This window comes from Promicromonospora iranensis, from assembly GCF_028994775.1.
GTDB classification, from domain to species: Bacteria; Actinomycetota; Actinomycetes; order Actinomycetales; family Cellulomonadaceae; genus Promicromonospora; species Promicromonospora iranensis_A.
In genome coordinates this window covers 1-12113 of record NZ_JAJQMN010000016.1, presented here as the reverse complement: position 1 = coordinate 12113, position 12113 = coordinate 1, and the positions used below count along the sequence as shown (strand labels likewise).

17 protein-coding genes are annotated in these 12113 nt (G+C 71.2%); 10 read left to right on the top strand and 7 right to left on the bottom strand.

The features are described 5' to 3' along the window. Nucleotides 1-54 precede the first annotated feature (54 nt). The 3 genes from LUU90_RS23150 to LUU90_RS23140 all read right to left on the bottom strand — a co-directional run bounded on the left by LUU90_RS23150 (nucleotide 55) and on the right by LUU90_RS23140 (nucleotide 2443). Nucleotides 55-918 carry an endo alpha-1,4 polygalactosaminidase gene (locus LUU90_RS23150; protein ID WP_275006318.1) on the bottom strand — a complete coding sequence of 288 codons (864 nt, stop codon included), beginning with the start codon at nucleotides 916-918 and terminating at the stop codon, nucleotides 55-57. Between the two features lie 200 nt (nucleotides 919-1118). Continuing rightward, a complete protein-coding gene (locus LUU90_RS23145; RefSeq protein ID WP_275006317.1) occupies nucleotides 1119-1766 on the bottom strand; it encodes an SDR family oxidoreductase in 648 nt (215 codons plus the stop codon). Nucleotides 1767-2017: 251 nt separating this feature from the next. Beyond that, nucleotides 2018-2443 carry a VOC family protein gene (locus tag LUU90_RS23140; protein ID WP_275006316.1) on the bottom strand — a complete coding sequence of 142 codons (426 nt, stop codon included), beginning with the start codon at nucleotides 2441-2443 and terminating at the stop codon, nucleotides 2018-2020. A gap of 214 nt (nucleotides 2444-2657) precedes the next feature. On the opposite strand from LUU90_RS23140, the gene LUU90_RS23135 reads away from it, so the two are divergent. Continuing rightward, on the top strand, nucleotides 2658-3743 hold the full coding sequence (locus tag LUU90_RS23135) for a phosphotransferase family protein (RefSeq protein WP_275006315.1): 1086 nt from the start codon (nucleotides 2658-2660) through the stop codon (nucleotides 3741-3743). Here LUU90_RS23135 and LUU90_RS23130 read toward each other — a convergent pair. After that, a complete protein-coding gene (locus LUU90_RS23130; protein ID WP_275006314.1) occupies nucleotides 3631-4869 on the bottom strand; it encodes a TDT family transporter in 1239 nt (412 codons plus the stop codon). The genes LUU90_RS23135 and LUU90_RS23130 overlap by 113 nt on opposite strands. Nucleotides 4870-4955: 86 nt before the next feature. Here LUU90_RS23130 and LUU90_RS23125 point away from each other — a divergent pair, with 86 nt between their 5' ends. Then, the gene (locus tag LUU90_RS23125) at nucleotides 4956-5846 is read left to right on the top strand and encodes a LysR family transcriptional regulator (RefSeq protein ID WP_275006313.1); all 891 of its coding nucleotides are present in this window, start codon (nucleotides 4956-4958) and stop codon (nucleotides 5844-5846) included. A 20-nt stretch (nucleotides 5847-5866) separates the two neighbouring features. Here the strand turns inward: LUU90_RS23125 and LUU90_RS23120 are convergent, their stop codons facing one another. Continuing rightward, on the bottom strand, nucleotides 5867-6238 hold the full coding sequence (locus tag LUU90_RS23120; RefSeq protein ID WP_275006312.1) for a winged helix-turn-helix transcriptional regulator: 372 nt from the start codon (nucleotides 6236-6238) through the stop codon (nucleotides 5867-5869). A gap of 81 nt (nucleotides 6239-6319) precedes the next feature. Here LUU90_RS23120 and LUU90_RS23115 point away from each other — a divergent pair, with 81 nt between their 5' ends. The 4 genes from LUU90_RS23115 to LUU90_RS23100 all read left to right on the top strand — a co-directional run bounded on the left by LUU90_RS23115 (nucleotide 6320) and on the right by LUU90_RS23100 (nucleotide 8249). Further along, nucleotides 6320-6730, top strand: a complete 411-nt coding sequence (locus tag LUU90_RS23115; RefSeq protein ID WP_275006311.1) for a RidA family protein — start codon at nucleotides 6320-6322, stop codon at nucleotides 6728-6730. 66 nt (nucleotides 6731-6796) lie between these two features. Beyond that, nucleotides 6797-6964: a hypothetical protein gene (locus LUU90_RS23110; RefSeq protein ID WP_275006310.1), complete on the top strand. Its 168-nt coding sequence runs from the start codon at nucleotides 6797-6799 to the stop codon at nucleotides 6962-6964. Continuing rightward, nucleotides 6964-7677, top strand: a complete 714-nt coding sequence (locus LUU90_RS23105; protein ID WP_275006309.1) for a DsbA family oxidoreductase — start codon at nucleotides 6964-6966, stop codon at nucleotides 7675-7677. Before LUU90_RS23110 ends, LUU90_RS23105 begins: the two co-directional genes overlap by 1 nt. Next, a complete protein-coding gene (locus tag LUU90_RS23100) occupies nucleotides 7674-8249 on the top strand; it encodes a TetR/AcrR family transcriptional regulator (protein WP_275006308.1) in 576 nt (191 codons plus the stop codon). Before LUU90_RS23105 ends, LUU90_RS23100 begins: the two co-directional genes overlap by 4 nt. Before the next feature lie 4 nt (nucleotides 8250-8253). On the opposite strand, the gene LUU90_RS23095 is transcribed toward LUU90_RS23100, so the two are convergent. Then, a complete protein-coding gene (locus LUU90_RS23095; RefSeq protein WP_275006307.1) occupies nucleotides 8254-9204 on the bottom strand; it encodes a GlxA family transcriptional regulator in 951 nt (316 codons plus the stop codon). A 161-nt stretch (nucleotides 9205-9365) separates the two neighbouring features. On the opposite strand from LUU90_RS23095, the gene LUU90_RS23090 reads away from it, so the two are divergent. The 3 genes from LUU90_RS23090 to LUU90_RS23080 all read left to right on the top strand — a co-directional run bounded on the left by LUU90_RS23090 (nucleotide 9366) and on the right by LUU90_RS23080 (nucleotide 11272). Further along, nucleotides 9366-10028 carry a DJ-1/PfpI family protein gene (locus tag LUU90_RS23090; protein WP_275006306.1) on the top strand — a complete coding sequence of 221 codons (663 nt, stop codon included), beginning with the start codon at nucleotides 9366-9368 and terminating at the stop codon, nucleotides 10026-10028. 128 nt (nucleotides 10029-10156) lie between these two features. Beyond that, the gene (locus LUU90_RS23085; RefSeq protein ID WP_275006305.1) at nucleotides 10157-10864 is read left to right on the top strand and encodes a haloacid dehalogenase type II; all 708 of its coding nucleotides are present in this window, start codon (nucleotides 10157-10159) and stop codon (nucleotides 10862-10864) included. 198 nt (nucleotides 10865-11062) lie between these two features. Further along, complete coding sequence (locus LUU90_RS23080) at nucleotides 11063-11272, top strand: helix-turn-helix transcriptional regulator (RefSeq protein ID WP_275006304.1); 210 nt, start codon at nucleotides 11063-11065, stop codon at nucleotides 11270-11272. Between the two features lie 30 nt (nucleotides 11273-11302). Here the strand turns inward: LUU90_RS23080 and LUU90_RS23075 are convergent, their stop codons facing one another. Continuing rightward, nucleotides 11303-11710: a DUF6766 family protein gene (locus LUU90_RS23075; RefSeq protein WP_342471053.1), complete on the bottom strand. Its 408-nt coding sequence runs from the start codon at nucleotides 11708-11710 to the stop codon at nucleotides 11303-11305. 298 nt (nucleotides 11711-12008) lie between these two features. Between LUU90_RS23075 and LUU90_RS23070 the strand changes: the two genes are divergently transcribed. Further along, the coding region (locus tag LUU90_RS23070; protein ID WP_275006388.1) for a manganese catalase family protein at nucleotides 12009-12113 on the top strand (105 nt) is incomplete at its 3' end.

Genomic DNA, 12113 nt, shown 5'->3' with positions numbered 1-12113 from the left:
ACGGTGCAGAAAGGTGCCGTGCCCCGCGGGGCCCTACTGCGCGCCCCATGGACGTCAGCACTGGTCGTACGCGTACGCATCGTCGTCCGGCCCCACCAGGTCCCGGTCGCGCAGGATCGTCAGCGGCGCACGGTCCGGGTCGGCGCAGACGGCGCCGAACCCGTCGGGGAGGTTGTCAGTGTACTCGATCTGGAGCACGTGCTCCCCGTAGACGTCGGTGTACGAGCCGCACTCGTCGTAGGCCGCGCACTCCTCGGTGACCGCGAAGTCGAACCCGAGCTCGCGGGCCGCCGCCGTCGCCTCCGCGGCGTTCTTCTGCCCGATGGCGAGGCCCGCCTCGTGCGCGAGGGCGATGTACGAGCCGGCGAGCGCCAGCGCGTCCTCCCGCTCGATCAGGCCCGTACCCGGCTCGGTGAACCGGGTCCAGGTGTCGAGGTTGTCGATCTCCACCGCGTCGAAACCGGCGTCCGCGCAGCCGGTGAGCACCGGGCCGAGCAGGCCGACGATGCGGTCGCGCCGCTCCTCGGTCGAGGGGTCCAGGACGTATTCGTCGGGCCAGTCGGGATCGACGACGAGATCGCCTGCCGCGTCGTGCAGGAGCAGGTCCTCGTTGCCGTCGAGCCAGAGGTCGGCTTCGCCGGGCTGGGTCTGGAACCCGTTGACGTAGCAGACGCCGTAGGCCCCGTCGGCGGGCTCGGCCGTCGCGTCCCGCACCACGACGTCGAGCCCGCCGTCCAGCTCGTAGGCGGTGCCTAGCTGGTAGTCGAACTGCCCGCTCGTGGGCGGGAGGGCTACCTCGGCGACGGTCAGGGAGGCGGCATCCTGGTCGCCGTCGCGCCCCTGCTGCCCGGCGCTCGAACCGCCCTGGCATGCCGTGAGCGTGAGAACGACGAGCGCGGCGACGAGGATCTGAGGCATCTGCCGATCGTAGGCGGACCGCAGCCGCGGCGGACGGGACGGCGGACGACTGATCAGAGGGAATGAGCGCTCCGCCGCCGTCCACGGGCTGCGCACCTCTTCGAGACCTAAGTTCCTCCGCCCTCAACCGGCTGAGAGCGAAGAAACTTGGGCCTCGAAAGAGGGCGCCGCAGGCAGCGCGCTGCGGCCGGGTGACCAGGTCAGCCGCCGGCGACCGCCTCGGCGATCGGCGTCCCGCCGTTGCCGAACGGGATGGTCTGTCCCACCGTGCTGTCGTCCGCGAGGACCGCGGCGGCGACCGCCGCGACGTCGGCCCGCGAGACCCTGCCGTCGCCGGGGTTGACCACCTCGATGAGCCCGGTGGGCTCGTCCATCGTGAGCGGGCCGGGCTGAAGGATCGTGTAGTCGAGCGTCGAGGCACGCAGGTGCTCGTCGGCCGCGGCCTTCGCCTCGGCGTAGGCGAAGAACGAGTTGTCCTCCGGCACCCCGTGATCGGGCCCGGCGCCCAGGTAGGACACCATGACGTAGCGGGGCACGCCCGCCGCCTTCGCGGCGTCCATCGAGCGGACGGCGGCATCGCGGTCGACGGCGTAGGTGCGCTCGGGGTTCCCGCCACCCGCGCCGGCCGACCAGACCACCGCGTCCTGACCGTCCAGGAGCGAGGTCAGCCCGTCGGTGTCGAGCTGCTCGACGTCGGCGACCAGCGGGAGCGCCCCCGTGGCCGCGACCTCGTCCTGGTGCTCCGGGTTGCGGATCACGCTCGTGACGACGTCGCCCCGCTCGACGAGCAGAGGGGCGAGCCGGAGCGCGATCTTGCCGTGACCGCCGATGATCAGAACACGGGACATGGTGCTTCCTTCCGAGAGGTTCCGTTCAGGCTATGCCGGGTGCCGGACGTCGGCGCATCCGCGGCGTGGCGACCCCGACCACTGAACGCCCCGGCCACGCCGAAACGTCCCCACACCCACCGCCACCTCGGCAGGTTCCCGAACAGCGCAGCTCACCGGACACCTTCGAGGTCTAAGTTTCTCCGTTCTGAATCGGTTCAGAGCGGAGAAACTTAGACCTCGAAGGGGATCGTGGTACCCGTGGAGAACCGTCAGCCGAGCTTCTCCGCGAGCGCCACGATGATTCCCTCGGGGCCGCGGACGTAGCAGAACAGGTAGCTGTCCTCGACGGGTGTCAGCTCACCGACGAGCTCCACCCCACGGGCCCGCAGTCCGGCGACGACGTCTTCGATGTCCTCGACGGCGAACAGGACGCGGCGCAGGCCCAGCGCGTTCGCCGGTGCGTTCACCGGCTCGGTGCGGATCGCCGTCGGCGTGTCGTAGCTCATCAGCTCGACGCGACCGTTGCCGTCCGGGGTGCGCATCATCGCGACGTCGAGCCGGACCTCGTCGAACCCACTGATCCGGGCCGCCCAGTCCTGGTCGACGGTGACCTCGCCCTCGAGCTCGAGGCCGAGCCGGGCGAAGAAGTTGATGGCTGCCGGGAGGTCCTCGACGACGATGCCGACGTTTTCCATGCGCGTGATCATCGTGCTGCTCGCTCTCTGTCGTGCGGCCCGTCCGGCCGCTTCTGCCCCTGGGACGGAGCCGCTACCGGATTCTCGACATCTGTCGCGAGACCCGGTCACGAGAACGAGCCGCACATCAAGAACAGAATGCACATTCTTCGCCCCATCGTGGTCGGATGGCTCTCGTCCGAGGATCCACTGCACCGTCGCCGTGAGGAGACCGATGTCCGAGCGTGTCCTGCCCGACGCCGCCACGGTCGAGGCCGCACTCGCCTCCCACGAGGGACCTTGGGGTGCCGGTGCGCGCGTCCTCTCGGTGCTGGACCGGTCCACGGGGCTGGGACAGGCAGCGGTGCTGCGGGCGAGCGTCGCGCCGCCGAACGCCTGCCCGTCCGTGTGGATCGTCAAGATCCTGGGCTGGGGCCGTCAGACCTTGCTCGACTCGCGCGACAGCCTGCTGGACCGCCGCGAGGCGCACTTCTACGGCAGCGGGATCTCCGACCTGCTGCCCAGCGGGCTGACGACGCCGCCGGCCGCGACGGTGTTCAGCCACTACGGCTTCACCTGGGTCGTCATGCGGGACATCGACGCCGTCCTGCAGCAGCGCTGGACCCCCGAGTCCGCCATGACCGCCGCCAGGCGGGCCGCGCTGCTGTACGTCCCGGGTGTGCTGCGCCCCGGCCTGCTCGACGCCCCGTGGCTGGAGCTGGAGGGCTACGCCGCCTACACCCACCACATCCCGACCGGCCACGACAACCTGGACGCACTGGCCGGCGACCCGCGGCTCCGGGCCCTGTTCACCTCCGAGCAGGTCCGTGACCTGCATGCCTGCCTCGACGCGTCCGACGAGCTGTGCGCGCGTGCCGCAAGGCTGCCCACCACGCTCGTGCACGGTGACCTCACGCCGCGCAACGCGGGCGTGGACCGGCGCGGCGCCCTCGCCCTCATCGACTGGGAGCACGTCGGCGTGGGCCCCGTCGGCTTCGACCTGGGCACGTTCGTCTCGCTCTACCGTGCCTTCGGTGGCCACGGCGAGCTGGACGAGCCTGCAGTCCTCGAGGCGTACGGGCGGACCGTGAGCGAGCTGGCGGGCATCGATCTCCGCGCCGCCGCGGCGCTGGGCGCGGCTACCACCCACCTCACCTGGGGCCTGCACCTGCGCCTGGGCCCCGGCCTGACCCTGGTGCGCCAGGGTCTCAACCGCGACGCCCCGGCGAAGCTCGCCGCACACCTCGACGACCTCCGGTCGGGATGCCTGCGCGCCCTGTCGTGGGCGTCCGCGGCCGGAGCGGTCGCCGCGGTCCGCTGATCCGCGCCTCCGCCACGGCCGCCGCCGGTTCCACCGTCAGCCGTACCGGCTCCGCCGCCGGGACTGTCACGAGCCGTCGCCACCCGAAGCCGTCCCCTGCGGTCCGGACGGCGACGATCACCCAGGCCACGACGAGCCCGGCGAAGAGCAGGACGGACAGCACCACGAACGCCGTCAGCCCGGTGTGCGCGGCGAGCCCGGCGGTCGCCGTCACGCAGGTGCCGACCGGGAAGGTGAACGACCACCAGGTCAGTGAGAACGGCAGCCCGTGGACGGCGGCGCGCACCGTGACCGCGGCGGCGATCGCCGCCCACAGCAGCGCGAACCCGAGCACCGAGACCCCGAAGACGACGGCGAAGTACACGAGCCCGCGCTCGAGGACCGGCCCGAACGTGCCACCCGCGTTGGCCGCGAGCAGACTCACCGCGGTGACCGACTGGCCGAGCGGGCCCAGTGCTATCCACAGGGTGGGGACCATCCGGTTCGCGCCCACCTGGTGGTGCATCAGCCGGCTCCACAGCTGGGGAAGGATCACCAGCGACGCGATCAGGCTGAGCCCGAACATCGCGTAGCACGCCAGGAGCATCGTCTCGCGGGCCTCCCCCGGCGCGATGTGCGGCAGGAGGAGCGCTCCCGTCGCCGCCGACACCATGGGCGCCACCACCGGCATGAGCCAGCCGGCGAACGCCGCGTCCGCCGGGTTCTGGTGCCGCGTGAAGGCGAGGTAGGGCACTGCCACGGCGCTGACCAGGCCGGCGACGGTGCCGAGAGACCACAGCACCGCATGGATCACGACGGCGGCCTCCAGGCCGACCAGGTCGCGGCCGACCAGGAGCGTCCCGGCGCCCACCGTGAGCAGCGCCATCGGAGGGGCGCCGTAGAAGTGCGCCATCACCGGGTCCGCGTGGTGCGCACGCGCCGCGGCGGGGTGCCGCACCCAGTGCAGCACGGTGGCGGTCAGGAAGAAGACGAGCATTGCGGAGGCGAGCAGCCAGACGGCGACAGCGGCCTGGCGCTGGCCGGGGAGCTGGACCGGCAGCGTCGCGGCGGCATTGGCGACGATCCCGGTGCCCATCACGGAGGCGAACCAGTTCGGTGTCACGGTGGCGATGCTGAAGCGGGCCATGCGCCTCAGTCTCGCTACCGACCGACCCGGCCGGTATCCTCAGTTTCATTGTGGAACCACAACCTGACGTTGTAGCTGGGAGCGGTGTGGACCTGCCATCGCTCCGCCTCCTCTCGGCGATCGCGGAGGCCGGGTCCATCACCGCCGCCAGCAGGACGCTGGGTATCACCCAGCAGGCCGCGTCGACCCGGATGCGCCGGCTCGAACGCCGGCTCGGGGTGGCGCTCCTGGTCCGCGGGCCGCGCGGCAGCACGCTCACCCTCGACGGCACGATGGCGGCGCAGTGGGCGGCCGAGACCGTGGAAGCGGCCGACCGGTTCGACGCGGGCGTCGCCGCACTCCGCACGGCCGGTCACGCCAGGCCCCTTGCCATCGCCGCGAGCCTCACGGTCGCGGAGTACCTGCTCCCCCGCTGGCTCATGACGCTGCGCGCGCGGGACAGCGCCGCGCACGCCATCTCGGTGACCGCGACGAACAGCGCGCACGCCATCGAGCTGGTCACCGATCGCAGCCACCAGCTCGGCTTCGTCGAGACGCCCACGGAGATCCCGGGTCTGGTCACCACCACCGTGGCGAGGGACGAGCTCGTCGCCGTCGTCGCACCGCAGCACGCCTGGGCCCGGCGCCGCGCCGTGAGCGCCGCCGAGCTCGCGCGCACCCCGCTCGTGACGCGGGAGAAGGGCTCGGGCACCAGGCTCAGCGCGGAGCAGATCCTCGTCGACGCCGGGCACACGATCGCGGCTCCGCTGGCCGAGCTCCCGACCACCGCGGCGGTCCGGACGGCCGTCGCGTCCGGCGCGGCGCCCGCCGTGCTCAGCATCCTGGCCGTGCGGGACGACCTCACCGCGGGGCGGCTGGTGCGCGTCCCCGTCAAGGGTCTGCGCTTCGTGCGCGAGCTGCGCGCCATCCGTTCCCCGGACACGTCACCGCTGCCGCCGCTGGAGACGCTGCTGTCCATCGCGGCACGGAACGGCTGAGCCGACGGCGTCCGTGCCCGTCACCCCTCGGCGTCGAACCGCGTCCGCGCCCGCTCGACGTCGGCCATGTTCTCGGCGCTCCAGTGGAACAGCGCGTCGATGAGGTCCTGGATGGACCGGCCGAGCGCCGAGATGCGGTACTCGACGGCGATCGGACGCGAGCTCACGACCACCCGGTCGACCATCCCGTTGCGCTCGAGACGGCGCAGCGTCGCCGTCAGCGACTTCTGGGTCACCACGGGGATCGCGCGCCGCAGCTCGTTGAACCGCAGCGGCTGCTCGCACAGCTCGTCGAGCACCTGGAGCGACCATTTGTCGAGCACCTGGTCGAGCAGCTCACGGTGCGGCGTGGAGATCTGTATGCGCTCGGCGGGTTCGGTGGTATCCGGCATGAAACCTAGTCTCGTTGAAGTTCCCTTCGTACACCAAGTACACATGGGATACCTGCTAGACCATCAACGAAGGGACCTTCCATGACCGTGCAGCTGCTCACCCCCGAGGGCATGTTCCAGCCCGTCCCGTATCACCACGTCTCGATCGGCACGGGCACCCGCCAGGTGCACGTGGCCGGCCAGATCGCACGCGACGCCGAGGCGAACCACATCGCGCCCGACGACCTGACGGGCCAGGTCGCGCAGGCCCTGCGCAACACCGCCCGCGGCCTCGCCGGCGCCGGCGCGACCTTTGCCGACGTGGTGCGCCTCCGGTTCTTCGTCACGCACTGGAGCCCCGAGAAGATGGACGACTTCATGGCCGGGCTCGAGAGCGTGACCGACGAGCTCGGCATCCCCAAGCCGCTGCCGCCCGTCTCGCTCATCGGCGTCGACTACCTGTTCGAGCCGGACGTGCTCGTCGAGGTCGAGGCCTTCGCCGTCCTGGACTGACCGTCCGGATCGCCGGCGGTCGCCGATCTTGACCATGGATTCAAGTTGCGGCTAGGGTTCTTGACCATGATGTCAAGTAACGTGACCACGGACCCGGCCTCGGTGGTCGACTCCCCGGTGGAGCAGACCCCCGAGGCCGCCGGCGGCGGCTCGGCCACCACCACGTCGCCGTTCGAGCTCCTGCCCGCGGGCGAGTCGTTCGGCGTCTGCGACCTGGACGGGGTGTGCTCCTGATGGCCGGCGAGGCATTCGGCCAGGCCGCGGACCGGCTCGTCGTCGACGTGTGGAGCGACGTGATGTGCCCGTTCTGCTACATGGGCGACACACTCCTGGCGCAGGCCCTGGAGAAGTTCCCCCACGCCTCCGGCGTCGACGTCCGGTACCACAGCTTCCTCCTGATGCCGCAGCTGTCCGACGACGACGCACCGGTCAGCCCGACCGAGCTGCTGTCGGCCAAGCACGGCCTCCCGCGCGAGCAGGCGCAGGCGATGAACGACCAGGTCACGGAGCGCGCCCGGCAGATCGGGCTGGACTACCGCATGGACCGGGCCCAGGCGGTCGGCACCCGCACCGCGCACCAGCTGAGCCACTTCGCGGCCACCCAGGGCAAGCAGCACGAGATGGTCCAGCAGCTGTTCAAGGCGTACTTCACCGACGGCCGCAACGTCGCCGACCACCAGGTCCTGGCCGACCTCGCCGCCGACGTCGGCCTGGACCGCGACGCCGCCCTCGCCGCACTGGCGAGCGGCGAGTTCGCGGAAGCCGTCGAGGAGGACATCCAGCAGGCCCGCCAGTACGGCATCCAGGGTGTTCCGTTCTTCGTGTTCGCCGGCAAGTACGCGGTCTCGGGCGCACAGCCCGTCGAGGCGTTCCTGCAGGCCCTGGACACAAGCTGGAACGAGACGGTCGGGGCGGCCGACGCCGCTCCCGCCGGGGCGGGTCGATGACGGCGGAGACCCCCCGCCTGCGTGCCGACGCGCGGCGCAACGTCGAGGGCATCCGCACGGCTGCCCTCGACGTGTTCCGCGCGCACGGGCTGAACAGCCCGCTCGACGAGGTGGCGCGGGCCGCGGGCGTCAGCAAGGGCACCATCTACCACCGCTTCGGGGGCCGGCAAGGCCTGATCGACGCGGTGGTCGAGGAGCTCGTCGCCGAGCGCATCACCGGCATCATCACCGCGGTCCGCGACATCGAGGACCCGGTCGAACGGTTCGAGAGCTACCTGCGGCAGATCTGGCTGCTCCAGTACGACGAGCCCGCCGCGAACGACGTCCTGCTGCGCGCGATGCCCGGCTCGGACCCGCTGGTCGCACTGTGCGAGCGCGCCAGCGAGATCGCGGGCGGCCTGCTGGCCGAGGCGCAGGCCACCGGCAAGGTCCGGGACGACCTGACCTCCGAGGACGTCTACCTCCTCATCTGGGAACGCGGCATCATCGCCCGCGCGTGCACCGAGCAGCCCCGCGACGGCTACCGCCGACGCTGCGAGTACACCCTCCGGGGCCTGCGCAGCGGCGCGTAGCCGGTCACGCCCCGGGCCTGCCGCGGAAGGTGGTCCGGTAGGCGTGCGGGGTCACACCGGCCGCCCTGCGGAAGAGGGCGCGGAAGTTGCTCGGGCTCGAGAACCCGACCTGCCGGGCGATGCGCTCGACGCCGTGGTCGGTGGTCTCCAGCAGCTCCTGCGCGTGCCGGATGCGCACGCCGCCGAGCCACTGCATCGGGCTCTGGCCGGTCTCCTGGTGGAACCGGCGGTTGAGCGTGCGGACGCTCGTGTGCGCGGCGGCGGCGATGTCCGCGAGCGTGAGGTCGGAGTGGGCGTTCTCCTCGATCCACAGGAGCACCGGTTCGAGCGTCGCGCTCTGGAACGTGGGCGGGTTGCGCAGGATGAACTGCGCCTGGCCGCCGTCGCGGTGGAGCGGCGCGACCGAGAGCCGTGAGGTGTCGGCGGCGACGGCGACACCGTGGTCGCGGCGCACGAGGTGCAGGCACAGGTCGAGCCCGGCAGCGGCGCCGGCCGAGGTGAGGATCTGGCCGTTGTCGATGTACAGGGTCTCCGGATCCACGTCGATCGACGGGTACCGCTTCGCCAGGGCGTCCGCGGCGAGCCAGTGCGTCGTCGCACGCAGCCCGTCGAGCAGGCCGGCTTCGGCGAGCGTGAAGGCGCCGACGCAGATCGAGGCGATGCGCGTGCCGTCCGCGGCCGCCGCCCGGAGCGCGGCGATCGCGGGCGCCGGGGTCTCCAGCTCGGGATGGATCCGGCCCGGGACGACCACGGTGTCCGCCCGCTCCAGCGCCTCCAGGCCGACGTCGACGCCGAGCCGCAGCGGGCCTGCCTCGACGACCGGCTCGGTTCCGCACACGATCACGCGGTAGGCGGGGCGGCCGTCCGGCAGCCGGGCACGCCCGAAGGTCTCGATCGGTGTGGCCAGATCGAAGATGATCGTGTCGGGCAGGGCGACGACCGCGACGGTGTGCACCGGCCCACGGTATCCAGCGCGCGAAGCGGGTGGGGCCACTCAGGAGCAGGTGGCCAGATACAGGCGGTTCGTGGCATGCGGGCCTCTGGTTCGGCGGCCCGGCGGCAGCCGAGCATGGACGCAACAACCCGGCCACACCCACTCGTCCCTGAGGAGCACTCATGCCCCTGTCCGTCCAGGTAGTCCTGTTCGACGGCTTCGACCCGTTGGACGCAGTCACCGTCTTCGAGGTTCTCGCCGCCGGGAGCGCCAGCATCGGCGGCGAGCTGGCGGTCGAGCTCGTCACCGCGGAGGGCCCGCGGCAGGTCCGCTCGGGCACCACCGGCATCACCATGCCTGCGACGGGAACACTCGACCCGGAGCGACCGGGCTACGTCATCGTCCCGGGTGCCAGCGGGCCGGTCGATGCGGATCCCGACGACGGCGTCGACACCATCCCGGTGCTGCTGTCCCGCTTCGCGCAGACGGCCGCCGTCCCGCTCGTCCGGCGCGCCATGGAGAACTCGAAGGTCACCGTCGCGGCCGTCTGCGGTGGCTCGCTCGCGCTGGCGATGGCGGGGCTGCTCGAAGGGCGCAACGCCGTCACGCACGTGCTCGGCATGGACGCCCTGGATGCCACCGGCGCCCACGCCGTCCGGGCGCGTGTGGTGGACGACGGCGACCTGGTCACCTCCGGCGGCGTCACCTCAGGGCTCGATCTGGGTCTCTACCTGCTTGAACGCGAGTACGGCCCGAAGATCGCCCGCGCCGTCGAGACGCTCTTCGAGTACGAGCGCCGCGGGACGGTCTGGACCGACACCGGACGCGTCCCGCAGGCCGCCTGAGTCCCGGCCCTTGGATACGGGGACACGCTCACCGGGCACTCCCGCGCCGGCCGGCTCCCCTGGAGCCAGGCCAGGGCAACCCGTCGGCCGCACTGAACCGAGCCGCCACCTTCGTTACGGTGGAAACCATGGAACCCGCGACGGAGGGCACAGCCCGGCCGACCGTTGTCTTCGATGTTCTCGGCACCCTGGTCGACCAGACAGGGAGCATGGAACGGCAGGTGTCAGCGATGGCCGGGATCGACAGCGGTGCCGCCGCGGAGGTGGCCCGCCGCTGGCTCGGGCACGTCGCCGAGCAGGAGCGCGCGATCGTCGAGGGGCGGCGCGCGTTCACACCCAGCCATGAGCTGGACGTCGAAGCCTTGGACGTGCTGGTCCGCCAGGGCCTGCTGGTGCCCGAGGCCGCCAGCCGGCTCGCCGACGCGTCCGAGTGGCTGCGGCCCTGGCCGGACACGGTCGCCGGCCTCGACCTGCTCGCCGCCGACGTCACGGTGCTCGGGCTGTCGAACGCGAGCCGCCGGGTGCTCGCCGGGATCAGCACCAACGCCGGGCTGCGGTGGCACCAGGTGCTGTCGAGCGAGGACGCACGCACCTACAAGCCGGACCCGGCGATCTACGAGCTGGCGAAGAACAGCACCCCCACCGGGTCGGGCACACCGTTCATGGTGGCGGCGCACGCCTGGGACCTGCGGGCCGCCGCGGCGGCCGGGCTGCGGACGGCGTACGTGCCTCGGTCCGACGGCGACCCGCCGGGGCCCGGCGACACGTTCGACCTGCAGGCGAAGACCCTCCTGGATCTGCACGCGCAGCTCCTCGACCTGATGGAGGGCACGTAGCCGACTGCTGGACCCTGCGTGTCAAGCGTGCTTTTGCTTGCCGACACGTCAAGCACGCTTGACTTCCAGCGGAGGCGAACGATGATCGGTCGATCGCCGTCGCGCTCCTGGTCGGCGCGACCAACCCGGCCGACTTCTGGATCGCGGCGGGCATCGGCGCGATGTTCGCTACGCCGTGATCCGACGCCGCGCGCTCCGATGAAGAACGACCTGGCGGCCCGCCGGCTGGAACGCGAGTGGACCCAGGCCGATCTGGCGACCGCCCTCGGCGTCTCACGCCAGACGGTGATCTCGATCGAGCGGGGACGGTTCGACCCGTCCCTCCCCCTCGCCTTCCTCATCGCCCGGATCTTCGGCTGCACGATCGAGGACATCTTCACGCCCGACCGAACCGGCGCCGAGAGGTAGTCCTGGGCGCCCATCTCCGAGATGCAGACCTCAGGACGCCCGGCCGTCAGCTCGGGCCTTGACGTCGCGGTCCATCGTCTCGGGGTCGATACCCCGCTCCTGGAGAAGCGCATCGATCTTGGACTCGACGCGCTCCTCGCCCTCACGGGACTGCGAGGATCCCCAGAAGTAGAAGAGCATCAGGCCGGCCGCCTGCCACACCAGCTGAAGGAACTCCGACTGCCAGTTCTCGAACGTGGACGAGAGGAACTGCGGAAAGAAGTCGGACCACGTGAACGCCGAGCCGTGCTCTTCGGCGTCGTTCCGCACCGCGATCGCCTGGAAGACGAACTGGCCGACCCACGACACGATGAAGAAGATTCCCGTCACGATGCCGAAGGAATAGGCACGGTGAAACCTCGGGCGAGACTTCGCTTCGTCGGTGGAGCTATCAGTCATCGCAACCAACCTCCTCTTCGACCGGCGAACAATCGCCGCTGGCGCTGAGAGTCCCGCTCATTGAGGCCCGCGCCCCGGACGTCTATAGACGTCCATGTTGTTCACGTTAGGCCGAGGTGAATCGGCTCGCACGAGGAACCCTCTCGAGCAAAAATTCCGGCATCTGAAAAATCCCCGGGGCACGGTGCGGCCCCGTACCGGTCCCATGTGCGAGTGGCCGAACCGCACACAGACAGTGGATCTGCCGCTCGCGACAGCGGGTGGCTCCATCTGATGGATCGTCTGAGGGAGTACCGCTATGTTCTTCCATCGTCAGGAGCTGCAGCACACGGTCAAGCCAGAGAAGCCCGATGCCGTCTACGCCCGCAAGCTGCAGGAGGTGCTCGGTGGCCAGTACGGCGAG